This window comes from Lysinibacillus sp. NPDC059133, from assembly GCF_042755925.1.
Lineage (GTDB): Bacteria > Bacillota > Bacilli > Bacillales_A > Planococcaceae > Lysinibacillus.
Genome location: NZ_JBHZDH010000004.1, coordinates 67,819 through 87,078 on the forward strand (window position 1 = coordinate 67,819; position 19,260 = coordinate 87,078).

Genomic DNA, 19,260 nt, shown 5'->3' on the forward strand with positions numbered 1-19,260 from the left:
AGGATGAAATTTTACAAATCAATTGAATATGGGGCCAAATGATCATTTTTAACACGTTCATGGATATACCAACGAACAAGTGCTTTAGTATTATCATTTGGTCTAATATTCGATTATGTGACTCTAGAAAGGCACAAAGCTGTTCAGATCATATTCGTAGTCAATAAGTGAAATGTCCGAGCGATTTTTTTCAACTTCTAAATACATAAGAAATTCATCGATAGTAGCATTGAGTAACATAAATAACACCTCCGACGATAAATCACAAAAATTGACAACTTGTTTAAACCGAGGTAATTATCGTTCAAAAAATCGATAAACGGTTCACAATAAATCATTGAAAATAAGCGGGGGATTGAAGTGATATATAGTTAGAGACGATTGTTTACAAATTTCCTAACAAAAGATAATTAACGAACTATATTTCTAAGGGTAAAACCAAATGTTCGTATTTAAGCTACAAAAGTGCTATTCGTCCATCGCATGGATACTTCATCATTCAAGCAAAACACGAATATTATATTAGAGGTATCTAAACTTAAATAATAACGGCTGTTTTCCCAAAAATTGTTGCTCTCTTGACCAAAGAAAGACTTAGTGCCTTTATATCGAACTTATTGTACTGACGGCGCTGGATAGTTGAATAAGCAATTTAGATACAAGTTGTTGAAGTAGTAATTATATAGCCATTGTTCAGATAACGATGCCAGGAAATGATCAATACATAAATAAATCGAAGTTACAGATTAAACAATAATTATTTGCTTTTATAGGTATTACTTCTGTAGTAATAATTTTCTTTACAGTTCCTAAATTAACAATAATAACAACCATAATTACTAAATACGAATCCATTGAAAAAGTAATCACAAGTAAATTTCTTGAAGCTGAAAAATCTAAAGTTTAGATAAAATAAAGTCACTAGCGTGGCTTTTTATTATGCTTTTAAAGGTTGAAAGGTGGAATATAAAAAAAGGTCACCGGAGGATAGTGACCCTTAGTAATGAAATAGAAGTGAAAGGATAAGTTTGTTTTATCCTAATAGTTATGAGCATTAGAGGCGGTGTTAGGTATTAATAACCTTTAGTCATGAAAGTAGCGCCGACAATAATTAAAAGAATGAATAGAACAACAATTAGCGCAAATGCTGATCCAGTTCCACTACCGTAGTACTCAGACATAGTAATTCCCCTCCTTCCATAATTTATAATATGTAAAGTTTTCAATAGGGATTGCGATAATTATCTACTTAATAAATTTCATTTTAAAAAATAATTTTCCAAATATATCAAAAGTCTTATTGAAAAAGGTCACTCTAATAAAAGGACCCTTAAATGAGGTGGTGTAAACCTAAATAAGCTTTACACATCATTCTCGCTATTTGTGATTTGGTATTAACAAAGACTTTTTAGATTAATACATGAAAGCAGCGCAGACAATAATCAAAAGGATAAATAGAACGACAATTACAGGAAGCTATTGCGGAGGGACTTAACCCTTATTCTTATCGTCAACAAGTAGAATTTCAACCTGAAGGATTTACAATGCCGTCAACAAATATGAATTATCCATATCAAACACAGTTAACAACTAATCATTATCAGTCTATCTATCCAAATCATTTGAATGGTTACGATATTTCTAATAAAAAATAACTACCCAATTACGGGTAGTTGCTTCCTTATAAAGGCAAAGAAATCAAAATATTCAAAAATAATCGATTGCTTTCTTTTTCTGCTCAAACTCAACATGGGTATAGACTTGAGTTGATGTAATATTCTCATGACCGAGTAGTTCTTGAAGTGTACGTAAATCAACGTTTTCTTTATTTTGCTGTAACATCAATGTTGCAAAAGTATGCCGTAAGTGATGTAGCGTGAAGCGGGTAGGTGGGAGGCCTGCTTTTTCAATACATCTTTAAAAATGACATGCAAACCCCGCGGATCTAATGCTTTACGATTTTTATTTAGGAAAACAGGTTTTGGTGGATAAATTTGGTATGTTCTTAAAGAAGCTTTATAGGATGCCAGAAGCGGCATTAAGTGGGGATGAAGGGGCAATATACGTTCTTTTTTCCCTTTTCCATCAATTTGAATCGTTTCATTTACCAAATCAACTTGTTACCATGTTAATGAAACAAGTTGTATAAAAAGAAAGAACCTTTGAAAAATTTTTTTGGATGATGATAATAAAGTCGTTTAAATCATAATTTAAAAAATAATAAAGTCATTTAAAATTAAATTGTCGATTATGCTCTTCAACAAACGGGGAAGGAACTGTTGCGGAACTGAATCTGATGAACTTTTGGAGGTCTGAATTTGTCCATCGAGAAAATCCTATCGATTGTGGCCGTATTGTTCTTTTTGAGTTATTTCATTTTTTTTCTCATACTTCACTTTAAGAAAACAGGCTATCATCCTATTCGACATGCTGTAAGTGACTACGGTGTAGGTGCTACAAAAAATTTATTTTTAATTTACGCTTGGTTCAGCAATTTAGGGGCATTGTCACTTTCTATCGTGTTGTTGAATGTAAAAGATCGCTTCTCCATATCCGCGTCCATTCCGATTTTAATCATTCTAATGGTCATCTCCCGTATCCTCATGTTATTCTTTCCAACTGACCTAGAAGGAGAAAAACTTACGGTTCAAGGAAAACTCCATTACTTATTTGCTATTCTTGCGTTCGCTTTTTCCTATATGGTCATTGATCGTGGAGGAAGTCATTTAAAATTACTGGAAGGCTTTAAAAATCTAAATCAATTTTTTAACATCGTAACCATAGTTTCTTCTATCTCGCTTGGGGCTGTTATTGTAACTATGTTCAAGCCTTTGCGATTTATCTTTGGGATTTGTGAGCGAGTGTTCCTGTTGTCAATAAACATTTGGTTTATTGTCGTAAGCATTTGGTTCGTTTACATTCTATGATAAATGAATGTATTGGTAGGAGGTTTTTAACAATTAAACAAACACGCGTGATTGTTGCTTTTATTTAAAGTCAAATTATAAGCTGAAACTATTATAAATAGTGAGTTCTTATTTAATGTCACACATTTTATGTATAAAAATTAAAAGGATAGAAGAGCTTAAACAAATTCGCTCTATCTATCCTCTTTTTTACCAAAGATGCCCCTATTTACTACAACAATTAAATCAATCCAATGTTGCATTAAGGAGCTTGTATCAATTATTAATTGTACATTAAAGCCTATTTCTTAAACTTCTAGGTAATAAAAGATATAGGTTGTTTTCTCAAAGAACGGGGTAGTTTAGTTGAAGAGTGGTGTTTTACATGTGTTCAACAATCGGGCCAGGTTTGTGGAATAAGCGTCTGATTCCTTCTTTAACTATAGAGTATTTCAGTTGAGAAAGCTAAAGTTGAATATGTATAAGAAAAATAGACTCGATTCCACTAAAATAGGAACTAAGCCTATATAACCCACTAGCACCTATGTGTTGCCACATACAATCCGCACATTGTGAAGAGGTTGCTTAATTGGAATTAAACTGAATAATTCGATATAAAATAGGGTCATTTTATCAATAACGATAATTTGATCCTTTTTGATTTGACAACTTATTATTCATGAATGATTTTTGTAGTCTCAGTATACTATTGATGTTCAGATTTAGGAATAAAAATAAAAGCAATATCTCCTGTTGTCGCTAAACACACCGTCAGTTCTTTTCATATTTAATATTAGTGTGTAAAGAATGGAAATCCATGATGGGGGAAATAATGTAGTTCTCTATTGCAAATAACAATTCAAAATAAAACAAAATCAATACGGAGGTAAAAAAATGAATGTCCTTGATTGTATCATTATAGGTGGAGGTCCTTCTGGGTTAAGTGCTAGCTTAACTTTAGGAAGGGCTAGGAGAAACATTGCATTATTTGACGATGGAATGAATAGGAATAGAGTGACACAAGCGTCACATGGATTTATTACTCGAGATGGGATAAAACCACAAGCGTTTAAAGAAATAGCGTTAAAAGAGTTGGAGAATTACCCGTCCGTTTCATATTTTACTGCAACAGTTACTGAAATCATAAAGGATATAGGTAATGAGCGATTTACTGTCAAAACATCTACTAGTGAGGAATTTGTTTCAGAAAAAATAATACTCGCCACCGGTATTCAAGAAATATTTACTATAGCAAGTATAAGAAAGTTTTATGGGAAAAGTCTATTTAGTTGTCCATATTGTGACGGCTGGGAGCAAAAAGATAAGCCATTAGTGGTTATTGCAGAAAAAGAAGAGCATGTACTGCATTTGACTAAGTTAATTTATAATTGGTCGCAGGATTTGGTTGTCTTAACGAATGGAGTTCAATTATCTAAAGAAGGTAAAATAGAGTTACAAAAACACAATATCAAAGTTATATCGGAAAAGATAAAAGACTTAATAGGTAATGACGGTTACTTACAAAAAATAGAGTTTGAAACAGGAGCAACAATTATAAGATCGGGTGGATTTGTTGCCCCATCTTATTATCGCCCAAATCAGTTTGCCGAGAAGCTTGGCTGTGAAATTCATGAAAATGGAAAAGTTATAACAGATGGTGTTGGTAGAACAACCCAAAAAAACATATATATCGCAGGGGAAACAGAAAGATCTAAACCATCCTCTTTAATGATTTCAGCTGCTAAAGGTAATAAAGCTGCGGTTTCAGTAAATACTGATCTAACGATGGAACGCTTTTGATTACGTCATAACACCTTCTGCTTTAACTAAATAGGAGCTTTGCCAATATAATTAAACACATCAGCGCCAATGTGTTGCCACATATACTCATCCCAAAGCAGAATTCTAAATTCCATCAACATATTGAATGAATATCTGAAAGAAAATGTTCAGTAAGGTGGGGGTGGGTCACTCTGATGTAAGAAATTAATAAAGGGTCACCAGGCTGGGAGGGCGACCCTTACATCGGAAATGTTAATACCCTGTATTTAAGAAAGTAGCGCCGACAATAATTAGAAGTATAAATAGAACAACAATTAAGGCAAATGCAGAACCATTACCATAACCGCCGCCGGAATAGCCGCAGTTACCAATGCCACCAACATTCCCGCCATAGTATCCCATAAAAAACACCTCCTTTCTACAATATATAATATGTTGGTTGCGGAGCAGGAGTATGGTTGTTAAACCATTGAGCTATAGGCATTAAAAAATATATTTTTGTGCGATAAAACCATTAAAAAAGGGCCACTTGGGATGGAGTGACCCTTAGTAAAAAGAATAGGAGGTGTAAGGCTAAATTAGCTTTACCTTATTCTGATGTGATAGCTATGTTTGTATAGTGAATTGCCTGTGAAATAGATTTAAAAAATAGAAGTACAGCTTTAAATAAATTTACAAGGTAGTTACGGCACAATATGAGGAAATTAATAAATATGGTGTGATCTACTTTTCATTGCGAATATCTAAGAATTTGTAAAGAGTCACACTTAAACTCCCATGAAAGAACTTAATCATCTTTCATTTTCTGTGGTGAAGAGCAGATTTTTGCGCTTCATGGATGGCTAACGGGGCGTTAATTAAAGATCATTGAGTTGCATAGGCTCTTTTTTTCTTTATTGAACTAACGGAAGTGATGAAAATTTAGAATATAATGTAAAAAATCACATAGCAATGATTTGCTATGTGATTTTTAAAGTGAGCTCGATTACTCAAATGTTTATTGTTTTGACTTTGACTTCGAGCTGATCAGTGGATTTTGATCAGCATTTCCATTCTTTTCCATCGGTCTAAACAATCGTTCTTCGGCTCTTTTTCTTTTTTGGCATCATGTTCGAAAGGTAATAGTTGTTGACATAAAGTACTCTCTAAATCCATCGCCTTTCGCACGTATAATAGGGTTGTAGATTTAGATAAAATACCCTACACAAACCCAATTCTCCAACAAAGTACGCCATTTAATTTCCACGTGCCGAAATATCTCTGGATTGATTTATTTTATTCAACCAATGTTCTTCAATTTATTGGATTTCCAATGTATCAATAATTTCTTTTAAGAATATACTAATTTGTTATGAAATTAAAAAAAGGGGTGTTTTTTATGAGTAATTTAGAATTGTTAACACCGGAGAACAGTGCAGTAATTTTGATCGATTTTCAGCCTCAAATGACTTTTGGAGTTGCAAGCATTGATAGACAATCTTTGTTTAATAACGTTATATTGCTCGCTAAATCAGCAAAAGTTTTTAACGTACCTACTATTCTTACTACTGTTGAAACACGCAGCTTTTCTGGTTATTTTTGGCCACAAATTCTTGACGTTTTCCCCGAACATGAACTTATAGAACGTAGTTCAATGAACTCTTGGGAAGATTCAAAATTTGTTGAGGCAGTGAAAGCAACAGGTAGAAAGAAATTGATATTTGCAGCACTTTGGACTGAAGTTTGCCTAGCATTCCCTGTACTTGAAGCAATTAAAGCTGGCTATGAAGTATATGCAGTTGAAGATGCTTCAGGTGGTACTAGTTTGACAGCACATAACGCTGCTATGCGTCGTGTAGAACAAGCTGGAGCAATTCCAGTGACAGCAATTCAAGTTTTACTTGAATACCAACGTGACTGGGCACGCAAAGACACTTATGATGCCGTTATGGAAATTGTAAAAGATCACACCGGCGCTTATGGACAAGGCGTGGAATACGCATATACTATGGTGCATGGAGCGCCTGCAAGCAGAAAATTATGAAACAAGAAGGAATAACTCCTACAGGAGGGAACACAATGGATGCTGGCGGTCCAGTAACAACGATTGTTACATGGAAAATACAAGAAGGTAGAGAACAACAGTTTGAAGCATGGAGACATGAAATTGAAGCTGCCGCAACCAAATTTCCTGGCCATATGGGGGTAAATCTAATAGTTCCTAATAATGGAACCAGAGAGTATACTGTTGTTTTTCGCTTTGATACGATTGAACATCTACGTGCCTGGCAAGAATCAGATATTCGTCGAGATTTGTTAAAAAAGGTAGAACGATTACAAGCTTCTAATCCAACTTACAAAACTGAAAGCAGTTTAGCGTATTGGTTTGTTACTTCAAAAACGGCAGTTCCACCGCCAAAATGGAAAATGTCTGTTGTTACCGTTCTTGGTGTATGGCCTCTTAGCAAGTTAGTTCCTATAGTGATAGGACCTATAATAAAAAATATGAATCCTATTATATCGTCCTTTTTGGTTTCTGTATGTATAGTCTCTTTACTATCATGGGTAGTAATGCCGATTTTCGGAAAAATATTTCATCCATGGTTACAGAATAATAGGAAGTAAACGAGGTGTGAATATGAATTTACCTGATATGATTTTATATAACGGAAAAATCACTACTCTTGACCCATCTCAACCTGAGGTATCAGCTATCGCCATAACTGATGGTTTAATCACTGCAGTAGGTGGAGATGAGCTTCTTGATAGTGCCACAGAAAAAACCAAAAAAATAGACCTTAAAAGAAAGAGAGCTATTCCAGGCTTGAACGACTCTCATATACACGTGATTCGTGGCGGTCTTCATTATAATATGGAATTGCGCTGGGAAGGTGTACCATCACTTGCTATTGCTCTGGAAATGCTTAGAGAGCAGGCAAGACGTACACCTGCCCCTCAGTGGGTAAGAGTAGTTGGAGGTTGGTCTGAATTTCAATTTAAAGAAAGACGGATGCCAACTTTGGAAGAGATTAATGCTGTCTCTGAAGACACGCCTGTCTTTGTGCTCCATCTTTACGATAGAGCACTTGTAAATCGTGCAGGGCTGCGAGCACTGGGATACACAAAAGATACCCCAGATCCTCCGGGCTGTTTAATTGAGCGGGATAAACGAGGTAATCCAACGGGCCTTTTACTTGCCTATCCTAACGCTATGCTTCTTTATTCAAGTTTGGGTAAAGCACCAAAACTTAATATTGACGACCAAATAAACTCAACTCGCCATTTTATGTGCGAATTAAATAGATTAGGTATCACAAGCGCCATCGACGCAGGCGGTGGATTCCAAAATTATCCTGATGATTACAAAGTTGTTGAACATTTAGCCGAGAAGGATCAATTAACTGTGCGTTTGGCGTATAATCTATTTACGCAAAATCCAAATCATGAATATGAAGACTTTGCTTCATGGGCAAAAATTGTCTCTCCGGGTCAAGGAAATGATAAATATAAAATGAATGGTGCTGGAGAAATGTTAGTATTCTCGGCAGCCGATTTTGAAAAATTTCAAATGCCGCGACCCGAACTAACTACGGTAATGGAAGCTGACTTAAAGAAAGTAATTTCTCTATTGGTGGAGAACCGTTGGCCATTCCGTTTACATGCAACTTATGACGAGTCAATAACACGATTCCTGAATGTTTTTGAGGAAGTCAACAGAGAAATTCCATTTAATGGTCTACGTTGGTGGTTTGACCATGCAGAAACAATCTCAGATCGCAGTATGGAACGTGTTAAGGCTTTAAATGGCGGTATTGCCATCCAAGACCGCATGGCTTTCCAAGGTGAATACTTTGTTAATTTATACGGAAAGGAAGCTGCCAAGCGTACCCCTCCGATTTATCGAATGCTAGACTTGGGTATACCTGTTGGCGCCGGTAGTGATGCAACTAGGGTTTCCAGCTATAACCCTTGGGTTGCTCTTTACTGGATGGTTGCCGGAAAAACCATTGGTGGTCTTTCATTATACGATGAAAAGAATAAAATTGACAGAAAAATAGCCCTGGAGCTATATTCCCAAGGAAGTGCATGGTTCTCTGGTGATGAAGGTAAAAAGGGAACCCTTGCAGTAGGTCAGTTTGCTGATATTGCTGTATTGTCTGCAGACTACTTTACTGTGCCAGAAGAAGAAATCAAAAACCTAGAATCATTACTCACAATTATGGGTGGTCAGGTTGTTTATGGAAATGCTGAATTTAAAAATTTATCACCTGAATTGCCGCCAGCATCACCTGATTGGTCTCCAACGGGAGTATATGGTTATGGTGGAGCTAACCTAGCCCACAATATTCTTTCTCACGATGCCCTTAATCACAAGTCACATCGTTGCAGTAACCCTCTCCATCAACACACTCATACCGTAATAGGAAAAGATGGAACTAAATGGGGAATTGGTTGTACCTGCTTTGCTTTCTAACTGATGTATGTACACTTGAAAGTAAGGATCTTTTAATTTTACCTGGAGGGACCACTTGGAGAGAAGATATTCATTAGCCTATCTTAAAAAAATTGGCGAAGCTTTAAAGCTTGGTACTATTGTTGCTGCAATTTGTGGTGCAACGGAGGCCCTAGCGAATATGGGATACTTAGATTCTAGAAAACACACAAGCAATGACTTAAAGTATATTAAAATGGTCTGTCCTAATTATAAAGTAGAAAAATTTTATGAGATGAGACCTGCGGTATCTGGTGAGAATTTGATTACTGCATCGGGAGTAGCACCTCTAGAATTTACGATGGAAGAACTGAAAGAATTAGATGTATTTGCACCTGACACATTACATTCATGGTATAACCTAAATAAGACTCATAAACCTGAATACTTCTTCCAGTTAATGAATTCAATAAGTAGCTGAGCTGAAAAATCAACTTAGCAGTTTTGTAGTTTCTTGAATTTAGTTAATCTTCTTATAAAGTTCTTGATTTTAACTACAGAGGCTTTAGTTGAATAACAATCTTCAACAATCGGGCGCGATTATGTAACAAGAATCAGCGCTCGTTTTCTGGTTTGTTGTTTAACCTTTTGAAGCGAATTCAACTGTTGAATTCGCGTTATTATAGAGCGAAAATATCAATACTAATATGCTGCTTCAACGAGGAAAGGGGCTTTCCGCCATTGCATTAAAAATCGAAAAATCCCCCTACCATCCTTGGGCGTTTCTTAAGTTTGTATTCATCAGAACTTCGCACTAGCTCAACAAAGTTTAACGCCGATATTAGGCATACACTCTGCCTTAGGTGAATATCTTAATGGGAAATTACTTTTTAATAAATGGGGTGATACACTTGGGATACTTTGTAACTGTCGAACCAGGCGTCAACGTATTTATCGAGGACATCAATCCAAAGGGAAACAAAACGATTCTGTTTATTCATGGGTGGCCGCTAAACCATAACCAGTTCGAATATCAGTTCAATTTCCTTCCAACGCTTGGATATCGTTGTATTGGAATGGACTGGAGGGGATATGGCAAATCGGATAAACCTTTTAGCGGGTATTCTTTCGATAGATTAGCAGATGATGTCCGCATAGTCATCGAGACGTTACAGCTAAGCAACATAACACTGGTAGGACACTCTACAGGAGGTGCAATCTCGATCCGTTACATGGCTCGTTACAAAGGGTATGGGGTATCTAAACTCGTCCTGGTCGACGCTGCCTCTCCATCTAGCGTTCCAAAAGAATTTACAAATAAAATCATCGTAGATACAAATCATGACCGACCGCAAATGCTGCAAGACCAAACGCGAATTTTTTTCTTTCAGTATATTTCCGAACTGAAATCCGATTGGTTCGTTTTAATGGGATTACAAGCGGCGAATTGGGCGACTTCCGCCATTATGGTCACGCTTAGGGATGAAAATGTTTACAACGATCTTGGTCAGATCGATGTACCCACATTAATTATTCACGGAATTCACGATAAAGTCGTTCCGTTTACTCAAGCTGAGGAAACAAATAAGCTGATCAAAAATTCAACGCTAGTTCCGTTCCAATACAGCGGCCATTGCGCTTTTTTAGAGGAGCGCGATAGATTCAACCAATTATTATCTTCTTTTGCATAACGACTCGGAATAGCAACATTGTCGCAAATAATTCGTAAGCGTCAAATAGCCCCCATCATAAATAGATGAGGGCTAATTTGAGGAGCAGGTGAGATTATTCGGGGCTTTACTTGTATAACATTGAGTTGCATATGCAGCTCTTTTTTACTTATTGAACTCCCATGAAAGAACGTAATAATCTTTCATTTTCTGTGGTGTAGCAATGACTTTATGCAACATTTTTTAATTAAGCTCCTCCAATTTTGTAGAGATCCCAATCGTCATTTCTTCTGTTACTTTAGGAAGATAAGACTTTAATACCTCATTAACCAGCGGTCCCAATGCACCACCAGCATTGATCTCAAGAAAGCCTGTTATCCTCGTTTTATTTTTAGCTATTACTTCTGCCAGGAAATAGCCACCGCCTGAAAGTTCCTCATTTAAACCCTTTAAATTAAAAGTAACCCTTGTCGGTTCAATCCATTCTTCTATAGTGGCCATTAGATTAATCTTTTTCTTTATGAATCCGATGTTACTATAAAATTCCCAAGTGGACTGGCGGTTAGTAATTTTTCGGTGTTGAATATATCCAGGAATAAGTGGAGCCCAGTTATCCATATCCTTAACAAAATCCCAAATCTTATTTATCGGTAACTCCACCTCAACCTGATGCGTTCCGCTTGGCATTGATTTTCCCCCTTTCCATCTCAATAGTAAGTACTTTATATATGTATATGTTACTTCCAACAAAGCGGGATTTGTCCCTCATGCCTGGCTGTATGACAACCAAATAGTTTCTAATCGTAACTGAACTGAATACTATAAAAATACAATTAATCATTTGAGGTGAAATATGGATTTCAATCCTTTATGTTATCTGGGGATAGGCGATTCTCTTACGGCTGGTATCGGGGAATAACGATCTTCAACAATCGGGCGCGATTATGGAACAAGGAAAAGCGTCTTTTTTACGAAAAAAAAGATTGAGTCGAACGTCTTCTTTTGAAATAATTGGTACTAATCAATATGTTAATTAATGGAATAAGATTCGTTAGAAAAAGAATTTTTAAAATATAGGAGGGTCGCCCATGGATAAAAATGAATTAATCTCACTATTCCACAAAGAACTTCGACAAGAGGCTCAAGTAAAAGGTTACATAAGAGAGGAAACAGAACATGTCGTGCGTCACATTTCACAGTTTGGTGAAAAAGGGTTCATTGTTGGTAGTAACACGAATGGAATGAGTAACTACGATGATCTTTATGCTGATACAAGACAGTGGATTAAAGATGGAAGTATCGATTATATTGCGCCTCAAATCTATTGGTCCAGAAATCATAAAGCAGCAAATTACTCTGTTTTATTAGATTGGTGGGGAAGAGAAGTTCAAACATACGCAAAAGTCCATCCTGTTAATTTATATATTGGCATGGCCAATCATAAAGTTGGAAATGATTCTGATACTGCATGGAATAATAAGACGGAACTTATCAGCCAAGTAATCGCCAACAGAGCAAATAAAAATGCTCAAGGGCAAATGCATTTTTCTCTAAGAAGTATTAACAATAACGCTCTTGGATATGCTTCTTATCTAAATCAGCAACTATACAATTATAAAGCTTTAACACCTACAATTTATTGGAAAGGCTCTGCAATACCTTTATGTCCAACTGATGTTAAATTGAGTAAAGAGTCTTTCGGCATGAAGCTTACTATTACAGATGAAAATAGTACTCAACCAAGGAAATATGTAATATACCGATTTGATGGAACAAAAGAAGGATCATATGAAGACGTTAAAAATATAGTAGACGTGGTTTATAACACACAAGGTAATACTGTTTATGTAGATACTATTGCAAATAATAGTAAAGTATACACATATGGTATAAAGTCTATATCTGCTACAGGTGTGGAAAGTAAAACTGCTTTTGTTCTAAAAGATGGAAATTATTACCGGTAGCAATAGAGCCAACACCTGAAGGGCCAGAGCAACCAGAAAAACCTGTAGATTCAAAGCCTGTTGGTAGAAAATAATCGATCTTGTTTATAAAAACCAATCTTAAATTTAAGGGATAAGAATCCATTTTGATCAATCTTTTTACAAAATGGATTCTTTTTATTTATCGTAAAATGCTGGCTTGTGAAGAATTTTTGAACAAACTTTATTTTAAAGCAACATTTTAATGAATTTTTATTAAAAGACTACACTTAATTTTATATGAGTGTCTGCATGTTCTTGTCCGAATTGAAAATAAATTAAGATATGTCAGTGGGTGTCCGGAAGTTCTTGTCCAAAGTGTCTGCAAGTTCTTGTCCATATACAGATGTCCATGTACAGTAGTAGACGAATCCAAGCCCTCCTCCACGCCAAATAATTTTAGTTTACATAATATAAATTATAGGAAGTTATATATCAGTGAAAAGTATACTAATAATAGTGAGACGAAACAGCCATAAATGAACAAATTATCTTTAATAAATATAAAAAAGAATCCAATTAATAATTCCAACTTGGATTCTTATCTAATTTCTACTTTTGTTCTAAAAACTATTATCATCTTCTGTGTAATTAACAATAACTATTCTTTCGCTTTCTAGCATCCAATAAATAAACCTCCTGCTCTTTTTACTTATCCCACTTCACCAACTCATTTTGAGTCCATAATTTAGAAAAAAGTATCGTCCATTCCTTCGCCAGTTCCTCATTCGATAAAGTGAGTAATTGTTCGATATTTTCATAGGCGGAGGCTTCAGTGTAATTATAGGAACCTAGCACAATCATTTGTTCATCAATGATTGCCATTTTTAAATGCATTTTCCTAGATGAAGGAACCTTTACTTCAATTTGATACTGCTGAAATTGCTCCAAAATTTTTACTTGGCTTTTTTTTGTCGCTTTACTGGCATCAGTGATCACTCTCACTCGTACCCCGCGCTCCTTCGCATCAAGGATAGCTTGGGCAATCTTTGGATCTTCTATATTATAAATGGCGATGTCTAACGTCTTATTCGCTCGATTGATTGCTTGAAGTAGCAAAGCTTGTGGATCGTTTGCCATTTGGCTAAAAGCAAAACTAACTTCTCCCTGATTGAAGGCGAACGGTGAAGACTGTTTCTTCATTATTTGATCAAACAGCAAAATATTAACGAGCAAAGAGCCAATGAGTCCTATAAGTAAGACCGCTTTTGAACGGGTCATGGCCACCCCTCCTGTTGAAATTTCTTTACTATTATATAGTATGCACTAAATAAGTCGAAAGGATGTCAACAAGGCGTCTTGCTACAATTTTTCCAACAATTATATTATATAGAATCTCTAGTAAAATGTTTTCTAATTTTGATAGTAGTTATTTGCATCTTGCGAAACATATGATTTTGGGACCCTTATAGTTGAATAAAAAAGAATCCATTTTTACATACTTGATAAAAAAATGGATTCTTCTAAGCAATTTTACATCTAATTTTGCTATACGATTCTTTACCGTTGATCTGGCTACGATCACCCAGATATATGCTATATTCTTCAAGAGTAAATTGGTTCATGTCTTTTAGAAAAATCTTTGTTTTTACGATCTTTTTAATTAAATCTGTCGGGATTCTAAAATAGCCCATATGTTCTTCATAACTTAATTGATTGAATCACAATATCATTCACAACGACTTCATTTGATAACGGATTAACAGAAATTTGACCAGATAAAAATAATAAATCTCCTACTTGAACTTTAGAGATTATAGTCCGTTTACTTTTGGTATTTTTCATATAAAAAATATTCAAAAAATACAAACTATGCTATAAAATGTTTTCTACTTTTTTCTCATTAGTAATTCCATCATTTTTAATATTTACTTTCCTAGTTAACGCACTAACTATCAAACTTACTAAAATATTTACAGTCAATGCAAGGAAACCAATGTTGATATCTTGTATGTAAGATGGCCAGTTTGGAAACAGCTTACTTAGATGAGCACCTGTAGCTGCTTGCCAACCTACAATCGAGACACCCACAATAATCCCAGCAAAAACACCTTGTACAGTTAAAGGATTTTTCTTCAAAAGGCTACATACAACTGCTGGTACAAATTGAGTAACTAGACCATAACCCATTAAGAATAATAACGTAATTGCTCCACCACCACTAAAAGTAAAGTAAAGTGCAACTAATGCAATCACTGGAACTGAATAGCGAGCAATGATACCAATTTGTTGATCGGTAGTTTGAGGTCGAATAGGTTTTACAACATTTTTCGCAAGTAATGTAGCTGCAGACATCAAAATCAATGAACCTGGTACAATTGCAGTTAATAACCCTGCTGCTCCAATAAAGCCAACGATGACTGGATTAAATGTTTGCGTGGAGATTTTAAATAAAGCTAAATCCACAGCGCCTCCTTCTAACTCTGGAACTTGCAAAATTGCTGCTGCTCCAACAAATAAAATAAATAATAAAAATAATGCATAGATAGGAAGCATAATCGCATTATTTCTTAGTGCATTTCCACTTTTCGCTGAAAAAGTAGCAACAAATGTATGCGGCCACATATAAAATCCTAACGATGTTAACATCATCGTTGAAATATACCATGAGGCGCTAAAACCTGAGTCTGGAAGTGTTAAAAACCCTGGTTTAACAGCTTCAATTGCTTCCCACATTGGTTGAATCCCACCATAATAATGTATAGGTAAGTAGATACCTAGGAATAACACGACTCCAAGAATAAGAAAATCTTTCATTACAGCTGTCCAAGCTGAGCCATGAATTCCTGAAACCATAACATAAGCAATCATTGCAATTGTGCCAATCCAAATTGTTATTTTCGGATCAATCGCTCCATAGGAAGCTTCGGAAACGATAATGCCAAGACCTTTTAATTGAATGATTAAATAAGGAATTAGCGCTACTAACCCTACAATGGCTACGAGTGTGCCGAGAATTTTACTATTATATGCCTTTTCAATAAAGTCAGATTGTGATAATAAACTATGTTTCTTTCCATAAGCCCATATTTTGGGTGTTAACCAGTAAGCAATTACATAGTTCAGCATCGCGATATTGTAAAATGCTACGCCACCTTTTCCGTACATCCAACCACTTACCCCTAAAAATGCATTAGTTGTATAAATTTCACCAGCCATTAATAAGAAAATAAAAATAGATCCGAATCCACGGCCTCCAACACTCCATTGTTCAAGGCTCATATCTTTACCTCTACTTGCCATAATGCCTAAAAATAAAGCAATCACTAAGAAAATTGCAATGATTCCAACTGAAATTATCATATTATTCCGTCTCCTCTTTTGCACTAGGATTTATACGGTGAACTATAATCATTAAACTAGTTCCTAAAAAGATCCATAAAACCATCCAAAATAATAGAAACGGAAGACCCAAAATATAAGGTTCGACACTTTTAATAAAAGGAATTCCTAAAGGCATTCCAAAATATGCAATGCACGAGAGTAAATAGCAGAGCCTTTTTTTTGTCATTTTCCCTATCTCCTTTTTAATCAATTATGCCTCGGCATAATTGTGTCTAGAATCGGCTTTGTGCTTAGGCCTGCACGATGCAGGTCAGTTAGCCGTTATCGCATGGATGCGATGATTTTAGGCTAACATCCCCTAAGAACTCCTTTCCGATTCTGTGACATCCGCCGGAGGCTTTAGGCCAACAGATGTTTTTTGCGCGAAAGCGTAGTGCTAACGCAGCGTCAGCAGCACCGAAGTTGGTCACTCAGTCGTTGCCACAGGACGTGGCGTTCTTAGACTGAGTTCCTCTATTTCAGCTGGTGTTTGGACATCCGCTGAATAGAAGCTTAAATCAGCATTTATCTCACCACCTATAGAGGTTGGAGACTTCTGTAGCTGACGCTTCACTTTCGGTACAAAAGACATTTGCTGAAAGAAGTTAAATATATTTTATTCATTTATTAATTGCTGGAATCCGTTATCAATAAATAGACTAGTTATATCTCTTTTATCAGGAGTAAAATGAACTTGTTTTTCATTATCTAGAAAATCAATTGTGTATTGTACAGTAGCCGCCACACCTAGTTTTAAAGCATCTTCATCTAGGTCGAAGTAAACATTATGGTGTTCGGCCCCAATCCCTGCTTCGAGGTTTTGTATGCCAACGAATGCAAACACACCTGGGAAGTATTTTTCATAAAACGCAAATGATTCTGATGCCATCCATGCTGGGATTGAATGTAATGCATCTATACCAATTGCATTTTTCACGGCATCCATCGCAATTTGTGCACAATCTTTTTGATTGTAGACAATTAAATCCGATTCTTTAGGTTCTATCATAAATTCATAGGTGCAATTATGCAGGTCACAGACTTTTTCTAGGATTCTCTTAAATTCTTTTGCAACATGGGCACCTTGGTGATCATCTAAATATCTGACTGTTCCTGAGAACTGTAAACTTTCAGGAATAATATTTGCTGCGGAACCCGAATTAATCGTTCCAATTGAATAGGTAATTGTTTTAAAAGGGTCTAGAGTATTTAACCTCATCGCTTTTAAATTGTTATAAAAATCGGTAAAACAGTCTAATGGAGCAACTGATAAATCTGGTCTTGAACCATGTCCACTTTTTCCTTTTATTAAGACATCAAAAACAAAAGAAGCTGCCATTCTTGGGCCTGGTTCAACAGATATTTTCCCAGTCGGAAGATCAGATTTTAAATGGATACCCCAAATTCCGTCTCCTCCAATTTCGTGTAATCGTTTACAGAGATTATAAATTCCTCCGCCCATTTCTTCCCCTTGTTCAAAAGCGAGAAGCACTCTCCCTTTAATATTGTCTAGGTGTTGAGTTAAGATTTTCGCTACACCTAAGAGCATCGCTGTATGTCCATCATGCCCACATGTATGAGCTGCTTGGTCAGACTCAGAAATTACTACTTTCTTCTTTTTTAAATTATTTTTCTCTTCCTTCATCGGAAGTGCATCTAAATCTGCCCTAAGAATTAAAGTTTTTCCCGGTTTTCCCCCTTGAATATAACCAATAATTCCGCCATTAGGGACCATTTCATAATGAATGCCTAATTTAGTTAACTCCTCTGTAACCACTCTCATTGTTCGCACTTCTTGTAATCCGATTTCAGGATGTCTATGGAGATCTCTTCTTATCTCAATTACATAATCTTCTATTGCTTTTGCAGCTTTTAATGCACTAAGCTCAAATTCAATTGTTTTCATTCTCTATACACCTCTTCCAATTGATTTTTAGATTCGATTTCTTGAAATTCTAATGCGATTCTTTCAAGCGCTTCTTTTATAAGTGGTCTTGGTGATGGGATACAGATTCTTTGGAAGTCTTCACCTTCAATTCCAAACAAGTGACCATCCTCAAGTAACACATTGGCTTTGTTATAGATACGATCATGAACCTCTTGAGCCGGAAGATCATATCCACTAAAGTCCATCCACATCACGTATGTTCCTTCAGGAATCCTAACTTTGACTGTAGGCATTTTTTCAGCTAAGTAATTTTTCACATACGCCATTGTGTCGTCCATATAGTCTGTTATTTGCTCTAACCACTCTTCTCCTTCGTTGTAAACAGCTATCAGGGCTGCAATTGTAAACGGTGATGGTAACTGCATCCCCATTGTGTCACTAAAGTTTTTTCTAATTTCTGGGTTAGAAATAATAACATTTGTACAGTGCAGACCTGCAACATTAAATGTTTTGTTGATCGCTGTGCACGTGATGATATGGTCGGTACTTTTTGCAACTTTTGCAATGGGTATAAATTTTTGTTTTTTTCTAATGAGATCCCCATGAATTTCATCAGCTACAATAATCACATTATTTTCCTCGCATATATCTGAAAGCCTTTTTAATTCCTCGTATGCTAAAATCCTTCCCGTCGGATTGTGTGGGTTGCAGAGAATGAACATTGTTGTATTTTCTTCTTTTGCCTTGGCTTCAAAATCCTCAAAATCAATTGTGTAATACCCTTCTGCGTCATATTTCAACGCATTATTTCGAACAACTCTTCCATGTCCTTCTATCACAGCTGTGAACGGCGGATAAACAGGACGTTGAATGATGATGCCCTCACCAGGTTTAGTTAATACTCTTACGGCTATATTCAAGGCATGTACTGTTCCAGGGCTGTATACAATCTCTTCTCTTTTGATTGTCCAATCATGTCTTTTTTTAAACCAATGCTGAATTGATTCAAAGTACGCATCTGGAAAAACAGAATATCCAAAAATTCGATGATCAACTGTTTTATGTAGTGCATCTATCAATGGTTGCGGTACGGGTAAATCCATATCTGCTGTAAATAGTGGAATGGTCTCATAGTCATACCTTTCTGTATAACCCATTGTTTTGATTAAATCTTCGCCATCCCATTTTAAGGAATAAGTATTTCTCCGATTAACCACTTCATCAAAATTATATTTCAATGTTTCTCCCCCCTCTTGTTATGTCATCTTTCTACTTAATCGCAATTTTCGACACGTTT

The 19,260-nt window shown here is 35.8% G+C and carries 19 protein-coding genes and 1 pseudogene; 9 read left to right on the forward strand and 11 right to left on the reverse strand.

The genetic code is table 11. The annotated features are described in order from the left end of the window. Positions 1 to 123 precede the first annotated feature (123 nt). The 4 genes from ACFXN8_RS03660 to ACFXN8_RS03675 all read right to left on the reverse strand — a co-directional run bounded on the left by ACFXN8_RS03660 (position 124) and on the right by ACFXN8_RS03675 (position 1,911). On the reverse strand, positions 124 to 240 hold the full coding sequence (locus ACFXN8_RS03660) for a site-specific integrase (RefSeq protein ID WP_386842862.1): 117 nt from the start codon (positions 238 to 240) through the stop codon (positions 124 to 126). Positions 241 to 1,073: 833 nt separating this feature from the next. Further along, positions 1,074 to 1,181: a YjcZ family sporulation protein gene (locus ACFXN8_RS03665; protein WP_376070299.1), complete on the reverse strand. Its 108-nt coding sequence runs from the start codon at positions 1,179 to 1,181 to the stop codon at positions 1,074 to 1,076. Between the two features lie 232 nt (positions 1,182 to 1,413). After that, on the reverse strand, positions 1,414 to 1,467 hold the full coding sequence (locus ACFXN8_RS03670) for a YjcZ family sporulation protein (RefSeq protein ID WP_376070609.1): 54 nt from the start codon (positions 1,465 to 1,467) through the stop codon (positions 1,414 to 1,416). A 240-nt stretch (positions 1,468 to 1,707) separates the two neighbouring features. After that, positions 1,708 to 1,911 carry a tyrosine-type recombinase/integrase gene (locus ACFXN8_RS03675; protein WP_386842950.1) on the reverse strand — a complete coding sequence of 68 codons (204 nt, stop codon included), beginning with the start codon at positions 1,909 to 1,911 and terminating at the stop codon, positions 1,708 to 1,710. Between the two features lie 70 nt (positions 1,912 to 1,981). Between ACFXN8_RS03675 and ACFXN8_RS03680 the strand changes: the two genes are divergently transcribed. From ACFXN8_RS03680 to ACFXN8_RS03690, 3 genes are all read left to right on the forward strand, one after another. Continuing rightward, positions 1,982 to 2,149: a hypothetical protein gene (locus tag ACFXN8_RS03680; protein WP_386842864.1), complete on the forward strand. Its 168-nt coding sequence runs from the start codon at positions 1,982 to 1,984 to the stop codon at positions 2,147 to 2,149. A 169-nt stretch (positions 2,150 to 2,318) separates the two neighbouring features. Further along, positions 2,319 to 2,927 carry a DUF998 domain-containing protein gene (locus ACFXN8_RS03685; protein WP_386842866.1) on the forward strand — a complete coding sequence of 203 codons (609 nt, stop codon included), beginning with the start codon at positions 2,319 to 2,321 and terminating at the stop codon, positions 2,925 to 2,927. A gap of 873 nt (positions 2,928 to 3,800) precedes the next feature. Continuing rightward, a complete protein-coding gene (locus ACFXN8_RS03690; RefSeq protein WP_386842868.1) occupies positions 3,801 to 4,706 on the forward strand; it encodes an NAD(P)/FAD-dependent oxidoreductase in 906 nt (301 codons plus the stop codon). 234 nt (positions 4,707 to 4,940) lie between these two features. On the opposite strand, the gene ACFXN8_RS03695 is transcribed toward ACFXN8_RS03690, so the two are convergent. Next, a complete protein-coding gene (locus ACFXN8_RS03695) occupies positions 4,941 to 5,090 on the reverse strand; it encodes a YjcZ family sporulation protein (RefSeq protein ID WP_370082344.1) in 150 nt (49 codons plus the stop codon). 976 nt (positions 5,091 to 6,066) lie between these two features. Here ACFXN8_RS03695 and ACFXN8_RS03700 point away from each other — a divergent pair. From ACFXN8_RS03700 to ACFXN8_RS03720, 5 genes and pseudogenes are all read left to right on the forward strand, one after another. Further along, entirely contained in the window at positions 6,067 to 6,711 is a 645-nt protein-coding gene (locus ACFXN8_RS03700; protein ID WP_386842871.1) for a hydrolase, read from the forward strand. After that, complete coding sequence (locus ACFXN8_RS03705; protein ID WP_386842873.1) at positions 6,708 to 7,292, forward strand: antibiotic biosynthesis monooxygenase; 585 nt, start codon at positions 6,708 to 6,710, stop codon at positions 7,290 to 7,292. Before ACFXN8_RS03700 ends, ACFXN8_RS03705 begins: the two co-directional genes overlap by 4 nt. 13 nt (positions 7,293 to 7,305) lie before the next feature. Further along, positions 7,306 to 9,141 (forward strand): amidohydrolase, encoded by a 1,836-nt coding sequence (locus ACFXN8_RS03710; RefSeq protein ID WP_386842875.1) that lies wholly within the window; start codon positions 7,306 to 7,308, stop codon positions 9,139 to 9,141. Between the two features lie 2 nt (positions 9,142 to 9,143). Then, positions 9,144 to 9,580, forward strand: a pseudogene (locus ACFXN8_RS03715) (DJ-1/PfpI family protein); the annotation flags it as partial. A 430-nt stretch (positions 9,581 to 10,010) separates the two neighbouring features. After that, complete coding sequence (locus ACFXN8_RS03720) at positions 10,011 to 10,790, forward strand: alpha/beta fold hydrolase (protein WP_386842952.1); 780 nt, start codon at positions 10,011 to 10,013, stop codon at positions 10,788 to 10,790. Positions 10,791 to 11,012: 222 nt separating this feature from the next. Here ACFXN8_RS03720 and ACFXN8_RS03725 read toward each other — a convergent pair whose 3' ends face one another. Beyond that, complete coding sequence (locus ACFXN8_RS03725) at positions 11,013 to 11,456, reverse strand: SRPBCC family protein (protein WP_049665349.1); 444 nt, start codon at positions 11,454 to 11,456, stop codon at positions 11,013 to 11,015. Positions 11,457 to 11,857: 401 nt separating this feature from the next. Between ACFXN8_RS03725 and ACFXN8_RS03730 the strand changes: the two genes are divergently transcribed. Continuing rightward, positions 11,858 to 12,733: a family 10 glycosylhydrolase gene (locus ACFXN8_RS03730; RefSeq protein ID WP_386842877.1), complete on the forward strand. Its 876-nt coding sequence runs from the start codon at positions 11,858 to 11,860 to the stop codon at positions 12,731 to 12,733. Positions 12,734 to 13,399: 666 nt separating this feature from the next. Here the strand turns inward: ACFXN8_RS03730 and ACFXN8_RS03735 are convergent. From ACFXN8_RS03735 to ACFXN8_RS03755, 5 genes are all read right to left on the reverse strand, one after another. After that, entirely contained in the window at positions 13,400 to 13,972 is a 573-nt protein-coding gene (locus ACFXN8_RS03735; protein WP_376070315.1) for a phospholipase D-like domain-containing protein, read from the reverse strand. A gap of 594 nt (positions 13,973 to 14,566) precedes the next feature. Further along, entirely contained in the window at positions 14,567 to 16,048 is a 1,482-nt protein-coding gene (locus ACFXN8_RS03740) for a sodium:solute symporter family protein (protein WP_386842954.1), read from the reverse strand. Between the two features lie 7 nt (positions 16,049 to 16,055). Beyond that, complete coding sequence (locus ACFXN8_RS03745) at positions 16,056 to 16,262, reverse strand: DUF3311 domain-containing protein (protein ID WP_376070318.1); 207 nt, start codon at positions 16,260 to 16,262, stop codon at positions 16,056 to 16,058. Between the two features lie 429 nt (positions 16,263 to 16,691). Beyond that, positions 16,692 to 17,981 carry an amidohydrolase gene (locus tag ACFXN8_RS03750; protein WP_386842880.1) on the reverse strand — a complete coding sequence of 430 codons (1,290 nt, stop codon included), beginning with the start codon at positions 17,979 to 17,981 and terminating at the stop codon, positions 16,692 to 16,694. Next, positions 17,978 to 19,201 carry a MalY/PatB family protein gene (locus ACFXN8_RS03755; RefSeq protein WP_386842882.1) on the reverse strand — a complete coding sequence of 408 codons (1,224 nt, stop codon included), beginning with the start codon at positions 19,199 to 19,201 and terminating at the stop codon, positions 17,978 to 17,980. The genes ACFXN8_RS03750 and ACFXN8_RS03755 overlap by 4 nt, the downstream gene beginning before the upstream one ends. Between the last annotated feature and the right edge of the window lie 59 nt (positions 19,202 to 19,260).